This window comes from Agromyces sp. GXS1127 (assembly GCF_050565425.1).
GTDB lineage: Bacteria > Actinomycetota > Actinomycetes > Actinomycetales > Microbacteriaceae > Agromyces.
The window spans coordinates 427,867-444,447 of record NZ_JBOCIG010000002.1 but is presented as its reverse complement, the minus strand read 5'-3'; the positions used below and the strand labels follow the sequence as shown (position 1 = coordinate 444,447).

The window sequence follows — 16,581 nt, the reverse complement described above, 5'->3', positions numbered from 1 at the left end:
CGGTGCCACCATGGACGCGTGCCCGAGATGCCCGAGGTCGAGGCGCTCGCCGGGTTCCTCGGTGAGCGTGCGGTCGGCCACGCGATCACATCGGCCCGCGTCGTCGCGATCGCCGCGCTGAAGACCTTCGACCCGCCGCTGCACGCGGTCGAGGGCCGCCCGGTCGCGGCGGTGCAGCGGCACGGCAAGTTCCTCGACCTCGAGATCGCCGGGGCGGATGCCGCGGGGGGCGGCTCCGCGAGCGGGGCGCTGCACCTCGTGTTCCACCTCGCCCGCGCGGGCTGGCTGCGGTGGTACGACGAGCTGCCGACCACGGTGCTGCGCCCGGGCCGGTCGCCCATCGCCCTGCGCGTCAGGCTCGACGACGGTTCGGGGTTCGACCTGACCGAGGCCGGCACGAAGAAGTCGCTCGCGGTGTACGTCGTCCGCGACCCCGGCGACGTGCCGGGCATCGCACGGCTCGGCCCCGATCCCATGGCCGACGACTTCACGCTGGAACGGTTCGCCGCCGTGCTCGACGGCCGTCGCACGCGGATCAAGGGACTCCTCCGCGACCAGTCGGTGCTCGCCGGGATCGGCAACGCCTATTCCGACGAGATCCTCCACGCCGCGAAGATGTCGCCCTACAAGATCGCCGCGACCCTCGACGAGGCCGAGGTCGAGCGGCTGTTCGCCGCGATGCGCGGCACCCTCGGCGAAGCGCTCGACGAGGCATCCGGCAAGCCCGCCGCCGAGCTGAAGGACGCCAAGCGACGACGGCTGCGCGTGCACGGCCGCACCGGCGAGGCCTGCCCGGTGTGCGGCGACACGATCCGGCAGGTCGAGTTCCACGACTCGACCTTCCAGTACTGCCCCACATGCCAGACCGGCGGCACGCCGCTCGCCGATCGGGTGCTCTCCCGGCTCGTGAAGTAGCCGATCGACGACGGTGATGAGCCGACGCCGACGGCAGGCCGGGGAGCTGGGCCCGCCCGTCGGCACCGGGTGGCGTCGTCAGGAGTCGCGTGCGTGACGCGCGGTGTGCGGCGAGTCGTCGGCCACTGAGGCCGAATCGTCGCGAGCCACGGTGTCAGGGTGGCCGTCGTCGCGGGCGTCGTCGCGGCCGAGATGGTCGTCTCGTCCGAGGTCGTCGCGCACGGCGTCGTCACGCGCGGCGTCGTCACGGACGGCGTCGTCACGCGCGGCGTCGTGCCCGTCGTCGTGCTGCGCGGTGCCTGCGTGCCCGATCCCGTCGCGATCGGCGACGCGAGGCGACGCCTCCGGCGAGGCGTCGGGGTCGAGCTCCGTCGCGCGCTGCTCCTGCTCGGCCTGCGTCGCGCGCAGGTCGGCGGCCTCGTCCCGGTGCTCGCGGCCGGAGTCGGCGAGACGCTCGGCCTCGAGCCTGGCGCGGGCGGCGTCGGCCTCGGCGGCGCGAGCCGCGGCATCCGCCTGCATGGCCTTCGCCTCGCGTTCGCGGGCGAGGCGATCGGTCTCCGCGGCCTTCTCGCGGATCTCGGCGGCCCGGGCCCGCTGCGCCTCCGCGCGGCGCTCGCGCCGGCGCCCTGCGGTGGCGACGAGCACGACCGCCGCGACCACGACCAGGAGGGCGATGACGCCCACGACGATCCAGATGGTGGTGCTGCTGTCCACGTTCGCACGTCCCTTCGTCCGGTTCGGGGTCACTCAATCGCAGCGGCCGCGCAGCGCAAAGGGGTTGCGCACCCGCAGTCGGCTGTGATCCGGTCCGTCGGGCCGGAAGTTCGCCGAACGCTCAGGTTCCCCTACACTGGCAGCACCCTTCCCCCTGAACGGGGGAACCCGTTCAGACTGGGATCGGCGCCCCCCGACAGTGCCGGTCGGCTTGGAGTGTCCGTGGGACGTCATAGCGCCGCGGCTCCGGCGAAGAGGCCGAGCCGTCGATTCATCCTGTCCATCGTCGCCGGCGTGGCCGTCGTCGGCGTCGTCGCCTCCGGCGTGTACCTGTGGGTCGGCGGTCACCTGAACCCGATCTTCGCCTCCGCCGACGAGCCGGCCTGCGAGGAGGTCACCGAGCTCACGATCGTGGCCGACACCTCCATCGCGGCGGCCATCGGAGAGCTGGCGGCCGACTTCGACGCCGACGAGAAGCGCTGCGTCGAGACGACCGTGCGCGCGCAGGACTCGGCCGACACTGCGGCCGAGCTGGCCGCGGGCACGCTCGCCGCCGACGCGTGGGTTCCCGACTCGAGCAGCTGGCTCACGCGCACCGCCTCGACCGCGGCCTCGCTGGGCCTCGGCGCGCCCGAGGCGACCGCGGGCGATTCGGTCGCGACCTCTCCGGTCGTCTTCGCCGCCCCCGCGAGCGACGCCCAGGAGCTCGCCGCCGAACCGGTGAGCTGGGCCCGCGTGCTGAACGGCACGCTGCCGGCGCTGCTGCCCGACCCCGAGGCATCCGCGGCCAGCCTCGCGAGCCTGTACGCGCTGAAGGGGCAGTCATCGCCCGACGACCCGCGGCAGTTCGCCGGTGCGCTCATCGCGCTCGGCAAGTCGATCCCGGCCACGGCGGATGCCGCGATGACCACCGTCGCGTCGGCGAGCACGCCGACCGTGGTGCTCACGAGCGAGGCGAGTGTCGCGGCGCACAACGCCGACGCCTCGGCCGAACCGCTCGTCGCGGCGTACCCGGAGGAGGGGACGATCGCGCTCGACTACCCGTTCGTGCGCATCGGCGACGACGCGCCCGCCGTGCTCGACACCTTCGAGGCGGCGCTCGGCACGGCCACCGAGCACTTCCTCGAGGCCGGTTTCCGCGCACCCGACGGCTCCGGCAAGGTGGAATCGCCCGGCATCACGCCCACCGCGCCGCCGACGCAGACCGAGCTCGACGCCGACGCGCAGATCGAGATCCTGCGCTCCTGGGGCGTGCTGACCCTCCGGTCGCGCATGCTCGCGGTGATCGACGTCTCCGGCTCCATGGAGGAGCCGGCCGGCAACGGGCTCCGTCGCATCGACATCTTCCAGCAGGCCGCCGTCGGTGCGATGTCGAAGTTCTCGGGCGAGGTCGAGCTCGGCGTGTGGATCTTCTCGACGGCGCGGAACGGCGACCTCGACTACGAGGATCTCTCGCCCATCGCCCCGCTCGCCGACGCGTCGCACACGCAGCAGATCCAGCAGATCATCGGGTCGCTGCCCGGCCGACTCGGCGGCGCCACTGGCCTCTACGACACGACCCTCGCGGCGTTCAAGCGCGTGCAGGAGTCGTACGACCCCGAGAAGGTCAACTCGGTGCTCGTCATCACCGACGGCAAGAACGAGGACCAGAACGGCATCGGGCTCGACCAGCTGCTCGCCGAGCTCGACAAGCTGCAGGACCCGACCAAGCCGGTGGCCGTCATCATGATCGGCTTCGGCCCGGACACCGACCTCGACGCCATGAAGAAGATCGCGAAGGCGACCAAGGGTGGCGCCTACTCGGCGACGAAGCCCGAGGACCTCGGCACGGTGCTCGTCGACGCGCTGTCGCAGCGCACCTGCCGACCCGACTGCGCCTGAGCGGGCGCGCCACGGCGCCGCCACGACGACGATGGGGCGCCCTCCGTTCGGAGGGCGCCCCTTCGTGCAGCTCGGCCGGCGCGGCGATCAGTGCGCCGGCGCGGCGCCCGCGACCATGTCGGCGGGGCGGCGGACGAGCGTGGAACCGACGATCGCGAGCAGCGAGATGATCGCCCCCACCAGGAAGGCGCTCCGGACGCCGGCCGCCTGCGCGGCCACGGCCTCGGCGCCGCCGTTCGTCGCGCCGACGGCGGTCGCGGTCATCACCGTGATGAAGAGCGCCGTGCCCGCCGCGCCGGCCACCTGCTGCAGCGTTCCGACGATCGCCGAGCCGTGCGAGTACAGGTGCGGCTCGACCGACCCGAGCGCGGTCGTGAAGAGCGGCGTGAACATGAACGCGAGCGAGATCGACAGCACGACGTGGGCGGCGAGGACCATCCACGGCGGCGTCGTCTCGGAGACGAGCGTGAGGGACCACAGCACGGCGCTCACGCCGATGCTCGCGGGGACGAGCAGCGGGGTCGGGCCGACGCGGTCGTAGAGCCGGCCGACCGTCGGGCCGAGGAGGCCCATCACGAGGCCGCCGGGCAGCACGAGCAGTCCGGTGGCGAGCGGTTCGAGGCCGAGCACGTCCTGCAGGTAGATCGGCAGCAGGATGATCGTGCCGAAGAGAGCGGCCATCATGACGGCCATGAGCGCGATCGAGACGGCGAAGTTGCGGGACCGGAACGTGCGCAGGTCGAGCAGCGCCCGGTCGCGCCGCTGCAGCACCAGCTGGCGGAGGATGAACGCGGCGATGCCGAGTGCGCCGACCGCCAGGGCGATCCACATCGGCACCGCGTCGCCGGGCGCCCGCCCGCTCGCCACCTCGCCGACGAGGCTGAGCCCGTACACGAGACCGCCGAAGCCGAACGCGGAGAGCACGACCGAGACCACGTCGATCGGGAAGACGCGCGTCTCGCTGATGTTCTCGACGCGGCGCAGGCCGATGACGAGCATCGTGACCGCGATCGGCAGCACCAGCCAGAACATGTAGCGCCAGCCGAGCGTGTTGAGGATGAGCCCGGAGATCGCCGGACCGATGGCCGGCGCGACCGACATGACGATCGACACGCGACCCATGAACCGACCGCGATCCGCCGGCGCCACGACGGTCATGAGGGTGGTCATGAGCAGCGGCATCATGATGGCCGTGCCCGTCGCCTGGACGATGCGGCCGCCGAGCAGCACCTCGAACCCCGGCGCGAGTGCGGCCAGCAGGGTGCCGGCGGAGAACAGCGTCATCGCCGCACCGAAGATCGGACGGGTCGGGAACCGCTGCAGCAGGAAGCCCGTGATCGGGATCACGACGGCCATCGTCAGCATGAACGCGGTCGTGAGCCACTGCGCGGCCGACAGGGTGACGCCGAGGTCGTCGACGAGCTCGGGGATGGCGACGCTCATGATCGTCTCGTTGAGGAAGACCGTGAACGTCGCGGCCAGGAGCAGCCAGATCACGCGGGTGCTGCGCGCGCCGTGCACGGGCCGTGCCGCGACGATGTGCCGATCGATGGCGCGATCGGCGGCCTCGGTCGGACCCGCCGCCGCCGCGCGGCTCGGCGCCGCCTCGGCGGCGACGAAGTCGGCGGGCTCGGGAACCGCGATCGAATCGGTGTCCGGTGCTGATCGTTCGCTCACGGTGCGTCCTGTCGTCTCGTCGTCGTTGCTCGTGTCCGCCGGGGTCGGCAGGGCTGCCCCGGACCGGGCGGACGAGGAATGCAACCCGCACGTGCGCGAGCGCTATTCCCGATCGGCCCGGTGCATGCCGACGCATGCATCAGGACCCGTTCCCCCGACGGGCCGGCGTCATCGCCCGGACCCGATCAGGGGACGATATCGCGGACCGCCGACACGGCATCGGCGAGCGCACCCGCCGCGGTCGCGGCATCCGCGTCGGTGGCCTCGGACCCGAACGAGAACCGCACGGCGGTCTGCGCGACCCCGGGTGCGAAGCCCATCGCGGTGAGCACGTGCGAGGGCTCGTCGCTGCCCGCCGCGCAGGCCGAGCCGCTCGAGACGATCACGTCGCGGCGCTCGAGCTCGAGCAGCACCGCCTCGCCGCTCGTGCCGGGGAACACGTACGAGACCGTGCCGGGCAGCCGCCGCGACGGGTGACCGGTCGGCACGGCCCGCGGCACGGACGCGGCGACCAGTGCGCGGAACCGCGACGCGACCGCGCCGACGCGGGCCGCGGCATCCGCTCGCTCTGCTTCGGCGAGCCGCAGGGCCGTCGCGAACGCGACGGCTCCGGCCACGTTCTCGGTGCCCGAGCGGCGCCCTCGCTCCTGGCCGCCGCCGTGCAGGACGGGCTCGAGCGGGAGGCGACCGCGGACCACCAGTGCGCCCGTGCCCTTGGGCGCCCCGACCTTGTGGCCGGCGAGCGAGAGGGCGTCGACGCCGAGGTCGTCGATCGCGAGCGGAAGCCAGCCGGCGGCCTGCACGGCGTCGGTGTGCAGCAGCGCGCCCGAGGCGTGGGCGATCGCCGCGAGCTCGGCGACCGGGTTCACGGTGCCGACCTCGTTGTTCGCGAGCTGGACCGAGACGAGCGTCGTGTCGGGCCGGATGACGCGGGCGAGGGCCTCGGGCGCGACGGCGCCCGTCTCATCGACCTCGACCGGGTCGACCTCGAACCCGTGCAGCCGGCGGAGCGCCCCGGCGGACTCGAGCACGGCCTCGTGCTCGACGGGGGAGACGACGACGTGCCGGCCACGCTGGTTCGCGAGCGCGAGCCCCGTCACGGCGAGGTTGTCGGCCTCGGTGCCGCCCGAGGTGAAGACGACGTCGCCCGCGCGGCATCCGACCACCGCGGCGACCTCGTCGCGCGCCCACGCGAGCGCGCGTGCCGCCTCCTCGCCGACGCCGTGCCGGCTCGACGGATTGCCGAACGCGCCGGTCAGGTACGGCCACATCGCCTCGAGCGCCTCGCGGCGGACGGGCGTCGTGGCGGCGTGGTCGGCGAAGATCACGCCGAGCCCGCTTCGATCACGACGTCGAGGCCGAGGTCGAGCGCGCGCGCCGAGTGCGTGAGCGCGCCGACGGAGATGACGTCGACGCCGGTGCCGGCGATGCCGGAGACCGTGTCGAGGTCCACGCCGCCCGACGCCTCGACGATCGCGCGGCCGCCGATCAGCGCGACGCCCTCGCGCAGGGCGTCGAGGTCGAGGTTGTCGAGCATGATCGTGTCGGCGCCGCCCGCGAGCACCGCGGGGATCTGCTCGACGCGGTCGACCTCGACCTCGAGGTGCGCGGTGTGGGGCATCCGCTCGCGCGCCGCGCGCAGCGTCTCGGCGAGGTCGGCCCCGCCGGCGGTGAGCACCGCGAGGTGGTTGTCCTTGGCCATGATCGCGTCGGAGAGCGAGCGCCGGTGGTTGCGGCCGCCGCCGTCGCGCACGGCCTGACGCTCCAGGCTGCGGAGTCCAGGCGTGGTCTTCCGCGTGTCGACGATGCGCGCGCGGGTGCCCTCGACGGCGGAGACGTACCGGGCCGTGAGCGTCGCGATGCCCGACATGCGCTGCACGAGGTTCAGCGCGACGCGCTCGGCGCGCAGGATGCCGCGGGCCGGACCGGTCACGCGGGCGAGCACGTCGCCCGCCGCGAACGGCTCGCCGTCGGCGGCGATCGCCTCGACCGCGATGCGCGGGTCGACGAGCCGGAACGTCGCCTCGACGACGCGTGCGCCGCTGAGGACGCCGGGCTCGCGGGCGACCAGTTCGGCCGTCGCGGTCGCCGCCTCGGGGATCAGCGTCTCGCCCGTGAGGTCGCCCCAGGGTGCGTCCTCGTCGAGCGCCACGAGCACGATGCGCTCGATCTCGCGGGGTTCGGTCATCAGGCGGCCTGCCTCTCCGGGGTGGGGTGCTGGGCGGTTCGCGGGGCGGCGGGCGACGCCGGCGCGTCGGTGCGGGTGTGGGCGCCGACGCTCTCACCGCGCGCGAGCGCCGCCGCGACCGTGAGCCGGGCGAGGTCGAGCAGGTTGCGGTCCTCGACGCTCCGCCGGTCGACGGGCGCCGGGGAGTGCCATCCGTCGAGTCGAGCGGATGCCTCGGCGAGGCCGGCCGCGTCGCGTTCGAGCCCGACGCGGTCCCACATCAGGCGCCGCAGCTCGTCGCGGTGGACGGGCGCGCCCGCCGCGCCGGGGGCCATGTCGGTGGAGACGCGCTCCGCCTCGCCGCCGACCGCTGCGACGCCCCCGGCGCGGCGGATCGCGGGTCCGCCGTCTCGAGCAGGTCGGATCGGCGGCGCAGCGCGGCCGGCGTCGGCGGAGTCCGCGTGCGCGATCGCGCCTGCAGCGCGCTCGGCGAACACCGCGCCCTCGAGGAGCGAGTTCGAGGCGAGCCGGTTCGCGCCGTGCACCCCGGTGCGCGCGGCCTCGCCGACCGCCCACAGGGCGGGCAGGCTCGATCGGCCGTCGAGGTCGGTGACGACGCCGCCCATGGCGTAGTGCGCGGCGGGCACGATCGGCACGGGCTCGCGCGACCAGTCGAAGCCCGCGGCCCGGCAGGCCCGGTCGAGCGACGGGAACCGCCGCGCGAGGAACTCCGCACCGAGCGCGGTGGCGTCGAGGCGCACGGGCTCGCCGCCCTGCTGCGCCATCCGCCGCCAGACCGCCCGGGCGACGACGTCACGCGGTGCGAGCTCGCCGCGCGCGTCCACGTCGAGCAGGAATCGACGGCCGCCCGCGTCGCGGATCACCGCGCCCTCGCCCCGAACGGCCTCGGAGATGAGGGGAGTCCCCGGCACCGCGAGCGCGGTCGGATGGAACTGCACGAACTCGAGGTCGGCGACCTCGGCGCCGGCACGAGCCGCGGCCGCGACGCCGTCGCCGGTCGCGGCATCGGGGTTGGTCGTGTGCGCGAACAACATGCCTGCGCCGCCTGTCGCGAGCACCACGGCGTCGGCCCGCAGGTCGCGCGACGGCCCCGCGGCATCCGCCCCGCCCTCGACGAGCATCCGCGCGCCCACGACGCGGCCGCCCTCGACGACGAGGTCGACGAGGGTCGCCCGCTCGAGCACCCGGATGCCGCGGCGCCGGACAGTCTCCACGAGCGCCGCCTCGATCGCCGCGCCGGTCGCGTCGCCGCCCGCGTGCAGGATGCGGGCCCGCGAGTGCGCCGCCTCGAGCCCGCGCGCGATGCCGGACTCGTCACGGTCGAACGCGACGCCGAACCGGATCAGGTCGCGGATGCGCGCCGGACCCTCGGTCGTCAGCACGTCGATCGCCTCGCGGTCGCCGAGGCCCGCCCCCGCCGCGAGGGTGTCGGCGGCGTGACGTGCCGGCGCGTCGCCGGGGAAGATCGCGGCGGCGATGCCGCCCTGCGCCCACGGCGTCGAGCCCTCGCCGATCGCCGACTTCGTGACGACGGTCACGTCGCACCCGGCCTCGGCCGCGCGGATCGCCGTCCAGAGCCCGGCGATGCCGGAGCCCACGACGAGCACGGACGTCATGTCAGGCTCCGGCCGCCGCGGTTGCGGGCGCGGCGCCTGCGACGGCGTCGGTCGTCCGGCGCGCGGCCGCGGCATCCGTCGCCTGCGCGATCGTCGAGCCCGCCGGCACCGGCACGGAGGCCGGGGGCTTGGCCGCGAGCATCCGCTCGAGCGCGAGGCGCGCGGGCCGGGCGACGTCGTCGGCCACCGAGATGCGGTTCACGACGCGCCCCGCGACGAGCTCCTCGAGCACCCACGCGAGGTAGCCGGGGTGGATGCGGTACATCGTCGAGCACGGGCACACGACCGGGTCGAGGCAGAAGATGGTGTGCTCGGGGTGCTCGGCGGCGAGGCGCTGCACGAGGTTGATCTCGGTGCCGATCGCGAAAGTGGAACCGGCGGGCGCGGCCTGGATCGCCTTGACGATGAAGTCGGTCGAACCCGCGGCATCCGCCGCATCGACGACGGGCATCGGGCACTCGGGGTGCACGATGACCTGCACGCCGGGGTGCTCGGCGCGGGCGCGCTCGATCTGGTCGACCGTGAACCGCTTGTGCACCGAGCAGAAGCCGTGCCAGAGGATGACGCTGGCGTCGGCGAGCGCCTCGGCGCTGTTGCCGCCGAGCGCCTTGCGCGGGTTCCACATCGGCATCTGCTCGAGCGGCACGCCCATGGCCTTCGCGGTGTTGCGGCCGAGGTGCTGGTCGGGGAAGAACAGCACGCGCTGCCCGCGCTCGAACGCCTCCTCGAGCACGACGCGGGCGTTCGACGACGTGCAGACGATCCCGCCGTGGCGGCCGACGAAGCCCTTGAGCGCCGCCGACGAGTTCATGTAGGTGACCGGGATCACGGGCACGCGGCCCTCGGCGTCGGTCGCGGTCAGGTCGCCGTAGACCTCCTCGAGCTGCTCCCAGCACTCCTCGACGCCCGATTCGTCGGCCATGTCGGCCATCGAGCAGCCGGCGGCGAGGTTCGGGAGGATCACGGCCTGGTCGGGCCGCGAGAGCATGTCGGCGGTCTCGGCCATGAAGTGCACGCCGCAGAACACGATCGCCTCGGCCTCGGGGCGGGTCATCGCGGCGTTCGCGAGCTGGAACGAGTCGCCCGTGAAGTCGGCGTGCTGGACGACCTCGTCGCGCTGGTAGAAGTGGCCGAGGATCACGACCTTCTCGCCGAGCGTCCCCTTGGCGGCGCGGATGCGCTCGTGCAGCTCGGCGTCGCTCGCCTCGCGGTACTCGGCGGGAAGCGCGCCCTGGCGCGGGGCGCCGGTCGGGATCACGTCGCCCATCGAGGAGCCGGGGCCGTAGCCGGCGGGCCCGGCGTCGAACTCCCACGGACCCTTCGCGAGGTCGGGCGCGCAGGTCTCGCCCGCGGCCTTCCCGGTCGTGATGAGCCGGATGGTGCGGTCGACGGATGCCGCGAGGCGGATCTCGCGCTCGGGCGTGGTGGCGGTCATGGTGCTCATTGCGAATCCTTGCTGTGCGTTCCGGGCCGTGCGGGGGATGCGGCGGACGCCGCGGGCGGCCGCGACGTCGGCGAGGGCGACGCCACGGGGGAGTGGGCGGGGTCGAAGCGGTAGAGCGCCGGCGGGCGATGGCGCGTGCCGGCGAGGCGCTCTCCGGTGTCGATGAGCGTCCCCGAGGCCTCGATGGTGCGGCGGAAGTTCGCGGGGTCGAGGCGCCGGCGGAGCACGGCCTCATGGACGCGCCGGAGCTCGGCCATGGTGAACCGCTCGCCGAGGAGCGCGTGCGCGATGCGCGAGTAGACGAGCTTGGTGCGCAGGCGCCGGAGCGCGTAGTCGATGATCGCGGCGTGGTCGAAGGCGAGCTCGGGCAGTGCATCTTCGTCGAACCAGCGGACGTTCTCGTCGGAGACGGCGCGCTCGACCTCGTCGGAGTGCACGAGCGCCCAGTAGACGACCGAGACGACGCGCTCGCCGGGGGAGCGGTCGGGGTCGCCGAACGTGTAGAGCTGCTCGAGGTACTTCGGGGCGAGGCCCGTCGTCTCGTTGAGGGTGCGCGCCGCGGCCCCGTCGAGGGCCTCGCTCACGGGGAGCCACCCGCCCGGCAGCGCCCAGCGGCCGAGGCCCGGCTCGCGGAGACGGCGGACCAGTGGGATGCGCAGGCTGGCGGGGCGCTCGCGGTCGTCGGCGATGCCGTCGGCCTGGTCGGGGGCGAGGGCGAAGATGACCGTGGAGACGGCCAGGCGCGCGTGCGCGTCGTGCTGCGACATCCGTTCGCTCCTCTCGCCCGCTTAGAGTCACCATGACGCTAAGTCGATGGAGCCCAGCTTACAGTCACCGTGACACGAACGCGAATCGCGTGACGAGGGCGGCCGCGACGCGCGCGCACGAGGGCGGGCGCGGACCCGCGTGCGCGCGTTGCTAGACTTCCCACGACAACCGCATACCGGGCCATCGACGCATCGCGGGAGAGCCGGCCGTTCCCTCACCGGAACCGGACGGCACCGAAGGAGCAAGCCTCCCCGCCAATCTCTCAGGTCGCATCACCGCGATGACGAGGCCGACTCTGAAAAGCGGATGCCGCAACGGCGGCTTCCCGCCGAAGGTGAAAGCACAGCTCCCCCGGGGCGTCGCGAAGCTCTCAGGCCCATGACAGAGGGGGAGTTCTTCCGCGGCGACCGCCGCGTGATCCGCGCGATCCAGGAGAACTCGTGACCGACGCACCCGGAACCACCGACCCCGCCGCCGAGCGCCGCAGCCCCCTCGACGAGGTGCACCGCGCCGCGGGCGCGTCGTTCACCGACTTCGCCGGCTGGCAGATGCCGGTCCGCTACTCCAGCGACCTCGCCGAGCACCACGCGGTCCGCGAGCACGCCGGGCTCTTCGACCTCTCGCACATGGGCGAGATCGTGGTCGTCGGGCCCGAGGCGGCCGACGCGCTCGACTACGCCCTCGCCGGCAAGCTGTCGGCGATCGTCGAGGGCCAGGCGAAGTACTCGCTCCTGCTCGCGCGCGACGGCGGCGTCATCGACGACCTCGTCGTCTACCGCACCGGGCCCGACCGCTACCTGGTCGTGGCGAACGCCGCGAACCGGCGGGTCGTCGCCGAGGAGCTCCGCTCGCGCACGGCGCCGTTCGACGCCGAGGTGTTCGACGAGTCCGACGACATCGCGCTCGTCGCGCTCCAGGGCCCCGACGCGCTCGAGGTGCTCCAGCAGACCGAGGGCTTCGGCATCGAGGGACCGGGCAACGACGAGGAGGACTTCGTCGCGGCCGTCGCCGCGCTGAAGTACTACCGGGCGATCGCCGCAACGTGGGAGGGCATCCCCGTGCTCGTCGCGCGCACGGGCTACACCGGTGAGGACGGGTTCGAGCTGTACGTCGCCCCCGAGCGGGCGAAGGCCCTGTGGGAGGCGCTCCAGGAGACCGGCGGCCCGCGGGTCGTGCCGTGCGGCCTCGCCAGCCGCGACACGCTCCGCCTGGAGGCGGGCATGCCGCTGTACGGCCACGAGCTCTCGCGAGACATCCTCCCCGTGCAGGCGGGTCTCGGCCGCGTCGTCGCGCTGACCAAGGACGGCGACTTCGTCGGCCGCGCCGCGATCGAGGAGGGCCCCGCCGAGGGCGCGCCCGTGCTGGTCGGGCTCACGGCCGAGGGTCGCCGCGCCCCGCGCGCCGGCTACGGGGTGTTCGACGGCGACGGAGACGATGCGCGGAAGGTCGGCGAGATCACCTCCGGCGCGCTCTCGCCCACGCTCGGCCACCCGGTCGCGATGGCCTTCGTCGCGCCCGACGTCGCGGAGGTCGGTTCGTCGCTCTTCGTCGACGTCCGCGGCACGCGCATCGCGGCATCCGTCACCGCACTGCCCTTCTACCAGCGCGGCGCCTGACCCACGACCCATCCGGCGGGGGCACCGCCGGACCCGCACCACCCGATCACGAGGAGCACCCCATGACCGACCGCAGCGAACTGCAGTACACCGCCGAGCACGAGTGGGTGAAGGTCGACGGCGACACCGTCACCGTCGGCATCACCGACTACGCCGCCGAGAAGCTCGGCGACGTCGTCTACGTCGACCTGCCCGACGCGGGCAGCACCGTCGTCGCCGGCACCGTCGTCGGCGAGATCGAGTCGACGAAGTCCGTCGGCGAGCTGTTCGCCCCGGTCGACGGCGAGGTCGTCGAGTCCAACCAGGCCGTCGTCGACTCGCCCGAGCTCGTCAACAGCGACCCCTACGGCGACGGATGGCTCATCAAGGTCACCACCTCGTCCCTCCCCGCCCTGCTCAGCCACGACGAGTACCGCGCCCTCACGGGCGAGTAGGTCGGGAGGCGGGCCGAGCCCGCTCCGCGACCAGCGAACGACTAGGAAGACGATGACCACCAGCACCTCTCCGGCCTTCGACGTCGACGCCTTCGGGCGCCGCCACATCGGCACCACCCCGCGCGACCACGAGTGGATGCTCGCGGCGCTCGGCTACGACTCGCTCGACGCGCTCATGGATGCGGCGGTGCCGAGCGCCATCCGCATGCACGAGGTGCTCGACTCGGTCATCCCGGCCGCGGCGACCGAGCGCGAGGCGCTCGCCGAGCTGCGGGCGCTCGCCGACGCGAACACCGTGCGCACGTCGATGATCGGCCTCGGCTACTCGGGCACGATCACGCCGGCCGTGATCCAGCGGAACGTACTCGAGAACCCGAGCTGGTACACGGCCTACACGCCCTACCAGCCCGAGATCTCGCAGGGCCGCCTCGAGGCGCTCATCAACTTCCAGACCATGGTCACCGACCTCACCGGGCTCGACACCGCCAATGCGTCGATGCTCGACGAGGGCACCGCGGTCGTCGAGGGCATGCTCCTCGCACGCCGCGCCTCCAAGTCGAAGTCGAACCGCTTCGTCGTCGACGCCGATGCGCTGCCGCAGACGCACGCGCTGCTCGTCTCACGCGCCGAGGCCGTCGGCATCGAGCTCGTCGTCGCCGGGCTCGACGAGACGACGGATGTCGCGGCGCTCGGCGAGCACTTCGGCATGTTCGTGCAGTACCCGGGTGCGTCGGGTCGCGTCTGGGACCCGTCGACGGTCATCGCGGCCTCGAAGGAGCAGGGCGCGCTCGCGGTCGTCGCGGCCGACCTGCTCGCGATGGCGCTCATCACGAGCCCCGGCGAGCTGGGGGCGGATGTCGCGGTCGGCACCTCGCAGCGCTTCGGCGTGCCGATGGGCTTCGGCGGCCCGCACGCCGGGTACATGGCGGTGCGCAAGGGGCTCGAGCGGCAGCTTCCGGGCCGCCTGGTAGGCGTGTCGCAGGATGCCGCGGGCGACCCCGCGTACCGGCTCAGCCTCCAGGCTCGCGAGCAGCACATCCGTCGCGAGAAGGCGACGTCGAACATCTGCACCGCGCAGGTGCTCCTCGCCGTGATGGCGTCGATGTACGCCGTCTATCACGGGCCGCGAGGCATCCGCCACATCGCGGTGACCACCGCTGCCAAGGCGAAGGCGCTCGCCGACGCGCTGACCGGGTTCGGGCTCTCGCTCGCGCACGAGGCGTACTTCGACACCATCCGGGTGCACGTGCCGGGCCGCGCCGCGAACATCGTCGCACGGGGCCGCGAGCTCGGCGTGAACCTCTGGGAGGCCGACGAGGCGACCGTGCACGTCGCCGTCGACGAGACGACGACCGAGGCCGAGCTCGCGCTCGTCGTCGAGGCGTTCGGGTTCGACCCGCGCACCGAGGTGCCGGTGCCGCTCCGCGAGCTGCCCACGAGCCTGCCCGACGCCCAGCGGCGCACGTCGTCGTACCTCGAGCACCCGGTGTTCAACACGCACCAGTCCGAGACGCAGATGATGCGGTACCTGAAGACGCTCGCCGACCGCGACTACGCGCTCGACCGCGGCATGATCCCGCTCGGCTCGTGCACGATGAAGCTCAACGCGGCGACCGAGATGCAGGCCGTCACCTGGCCCGAGTTCGCGAACCTGCACCCGTTCGCGCCCGAGGCCGACGTCGTCGGCTCGCTCGGCCTCATCGAGCAGCTCGAGAGCTGGCTCGCCGAGGTCACCGGCTACGACACCGTCTCGCTGCAGCCCAACGCGGGCAGCCAGGGCGAGCTCGCGGGCCTCCTCGCGATCCGCGGCTACCACCTCGCCAACGGCGACGACGAGCGCGACGTGTGCCTCATCCCGTCGAGCGCGCACGGCACCAACGCCGCGTCGGCGGTGCTCGCGGGCATGAAGGTCGTCGTCGTCGCGACCGACGGGCTCGGCAACGTCGACCTCGACGACCTGCGCGCGAAGATCGCCGCGCACGCCGAGCACATCGCCGCGCTGATGATCACCTACCCGTCGACGCACGGCGTCTACGAGCACGAGGTGAAGTCGATCACGCAGGCCGTGCACGACGCCGGCGGCCAGGTCTACATCGACGGCGCCAACCTCAATGCGCTCCTCGGTTTCGCGCGCTTCGGCGACGTCGGCGGCGACGTGTCGCACCTCAACCTGCACAAGACGTTCTGCATCCCGCACGGCGGCGGCGGCCCCGGTGTCGGCCCGGTCGCGGCGAAGGCGCACCTCGCGCCCCACCTGCCCGGTCACCCGATGGCCCAGCGTTCCGACCACGCGGGCGGGGTCGAGCACGGCGGCGGACCGGTCTCGGCCGCGCCCTACGGCAGCCCCTCGATCCTCCCGATCTCGTGGGCGTACGTGCGGATGATGGGCGCCGAGGGCCTGAAGCAGGCCACGGCGACCGCGGTGCTCGCCGCCAACTACGTCGCGGCGCGGCTGCGCGACCACTACCCGGTGCTCTACACGGGCGAGAACGGGCTCGTCGCGCACGAGTGCATCCTCGACCTGCGGCCGCTGACCGCGGAGACCGGCGTCACGGTCGACGACGTCGCCAAGCGCCTCATCGACTACGGCTTCCACGCGCCGACGATGTCGTTCCCGGTCGCCGGCACGCTCATGGTCGAGCCGACCGAGTCGGAGGACCTCGCGGAGCTCGACCGGTTCGTCGAGGCCATGATCGCGATCAAGGCCGAGGCCGACGCGGTCGGCCGCGGCGAGTGGCCCGCCGATGACAACCCGCTCCGGAACGCCCCGCACACCGCCGAGTCGGTCGTCACGGGGGAGTGGACCCACCCCTACACGCGCGAGCAGGCCGTCTACCCGGTGCGCTCGCTGGTGCGCAACAAGTACTGGGCACCGGTCCGCCGCATCGACCAGGCCTACGGCGACCGCAACCTCGTGTGCGCCTGCCCGCCGATCGAGGCGTTCGCGTAGCGGACGCCTCGAGGAGAGCGCAGCGGCATCGCGCCGGGACGCCGTCACGGCGTTCGCGTCGCGTCGCGTCGCGTCGAGGTCGGTCGTCAGGCGGTGCGCGGCGCAGCGTGCCGGCCGCGCTCGGTGAAGGTGAGCGGCCGTCGCTCGATCGCGGCCGCGCGGCGGCGTGCGACGCGCTGCTCGGCCGCCCGGATCTCCGCCTCCTCCGCCGTGAAGCGGTGGTCGGTGCGACGGGCGGCGAGGCCGCCGGCGTTGAGTGCGTGTGCGAGGTCCATCGTCGTTCTCCCTGACGTGCGAGGGGGCGGATCCGCCCCGACGTCGGACATGCTGCGCGCGGCGCGCGCCCGCGACATCCGGGCCGCCCCCTCGAACCAGCCC

General features: G+C 73.6%; 13 protein-coding genes and 2 riboswitches. Of the genes, 5 read left to right on the top strand and 8 right to left on the bottom strand.

The annotated features are described in order from the left end of the window. Positions 1 to 18: 18 nt before the first annotated feature. A complete protein-coding gene (locus tag ACQ393_RS04980) occupies positions 19 to 915 on the top strand; it encodes an Fpg/Nei family DNA glycosylase (protein WP_430645703.1) in 897 nt (298 codons plus the stop codon). A gap of 78 nt (positions 916 to 993) precedes the next feature. Here the strand turns inward: ACQ393_RS04980 and ACQ393_RS04975 are convergent, their stop codons facing one another. Then, positions 994 to 1,629 carry a hypothetical protein gene (locus ACQ393_RS04975; RefSeq protein ID WP_430645702.1) on the bottom strand — a complete coding sequence of 212 codons (636 nt, stop codon included), beginning with the start codon at positions 1,627 to 1,629 and terminating at the stop codon, positions 994 to 996. Positions 1,630 to 1,851: 222 nt separating this feature from the next. Here ACQ393_RS04975 and ACQ393_RS04970 point away from each other — a divergent pair, with 222 nt between their 5' ends. Then, positions 1,852 to 3,510 carry a VWA domain-containing protein gene (locus ACQ393_RS04970; protein WP_430645701.1) on the top strand — a complete coding sequence of 553 codons (1,659 nt, stop codon included), beginning with the start codon at positions 1,852 to 1,854 and terminating at the stop codon, positions 3,508 to 3,510. 87 nt (positions 3,511 to 3,597) lie between these two features. On the opposite strand, the gene ACQ393_RS04965 is transcribed toward ACQ393_RS04970, so the two are convergent. From ACQ393_RS04965 to ACQ393_RS04940, 6 genes are all read right to left on the bottom strand, one after another. Next, complete coding sequence (locus ACQ393_RS04965) at positions 3,598 to 5,061, bottom strand: MDR family MFS transporter (RefSeq protein ID WP_430645815.1); 1,464 nt, start codon at positions 5,059 to 5,061, stop codon at positions 3,598 to 3,600. 311 nt (positions 5,062 to 5,372) lie between these two features. Further along, a complete protein-coding gene (locus ACQ393_RS04960; protein ID WP_430645700.1) occupies positions 5,373 to 6,515 on the bottom strand; it encodes a cysteine desulfurase family protein in 1,143 nt (380 codons plus the stop codon). Further along, entirely contained in the window at positions 6,512 to 7,375 is an 864-nt protein-coding gene (gene nadC, locus ACQ393_RS04955) for a carboxylating nicotinate-nucleotide diphosphorylase (protein WP_430645699.1), read from the bottom strand. Before nadC ends, ACQ393_RS04960 begins: the two co-directional genes overlap by 4 nt. Next, positions 7,375 to 8,991, bottom strand: a complete 1,617-nt coding sequence (locus ACQ393_RS04950; RefSeq protein ID WP_430645698.1) for an L-aspartate oxidase — start codon at positions 8,989 to 8,991, stop codon at positions 7,375 to 7,377. The genes nadC and ACQ393_RS04950 overlap by 1 nt, the downstream gene beginning before the upstream one ends. Before the next feature lies 1 nt (position 8,992). After that, complete coding sequence (nadA, locus tag ACQ393_RS04945) at positions 8,993 to 10,435, bottom strand: quinolinate synthase NadA (RefSeq protein WP_430645697.1); 1,443 nt, start codon at positions 10,433 to 10,435, stop codon at positions 8,993 to 8,995. Then, entirely contained in the window at positions 10,432 to 11,202 is a 771-nt protein-coding gene (locus ACQ393_RS04940; RefSeq protein WP_430645696.1) for an NUDIX hydrolase, read from the bottom strand. Before ACQ393_RS04940 ends, nadA begins: the two co-directional genes overlap by 4 nt. Before the next feature lie 185 nt (positions 11,203 to 11,387). Further along, positions 11,388 to 11,491, top strand: a riboswitch (glycine riboswitch). A 1-nt stretch (position 11,492) separates the two neighbouring features. Then, positions 11,493 to 11,598: riboswitch (glycine riboswitch) on the top strand. Positions 11,599 to 11,643: 45 nt separating this feature from the next. On the opposite strand from ACQ393_RS04940, the gene gcvT reads away from it, so the two are divergent. The 3 genes from gcvT to gcvP all read left to right on the top strand — a co-directional run bounded on the left by gcvT (position 11,644) and on the right by gcvP (position 16,203). Further along, on the top strand, positions 11,644 to 12,819 hold the full coding sequence (gene gcvT / locus ACQ393_RS04935; protein ID WP_430645695.1) for a glycine cleavage system aminomethyltransferase GcvT: 1,176 nt from the start codon (positions 11,644 to 11,646) through the stop codon (positions 12,817 to 12,819). 62 nt (positions 12,820 to 12,881) lie between these two features. Continuing rightward, a complete protein-coding gene (gene gcvH / locus ACQ393_RS04930) occupies positions 12,882 to 13,253 on the top strand; it encodes a glycine cleavage system protein GcvH (protein ID WP_430645694.1) in 372 nt (123 codons plus the stop codon). Positions 13,254 to 13,305: 52 nt separating this feature from the next. Then, the gene (gene gcvP, locus ACQ393_RS04925; RefSeq protein WP_430645693.1) at positions 13,306 to 16,203 is read left to right on the top strand and encodes an aminomethyl-transferring glycine dehydrogenase; all 2,898 of its coding nucleotides are present in this window, start codon (positions 13,306 to 13,308) and stop codon (positions 16,201 to 16,203) included. A gap of 86 nt (positions 16,204 to 16,289) precedes the next feature. Here the strand turns inward: gcvP and ACQ393_RS04920 are convergent, their stop codons facing one another. Further along, complete coding sequence (locus ACQ393_RS04920) at positions 16,290 to 16,478, bottom strand: hypothetical protein (RefSeq protein ID WP_430645692.1); 189 nt, start codon at positions 16,476 to 16,478, stop codon at positions 16,290 to 16,292. Positions 16,479 to 16,581: the final 103 nt, after the last annotated feature.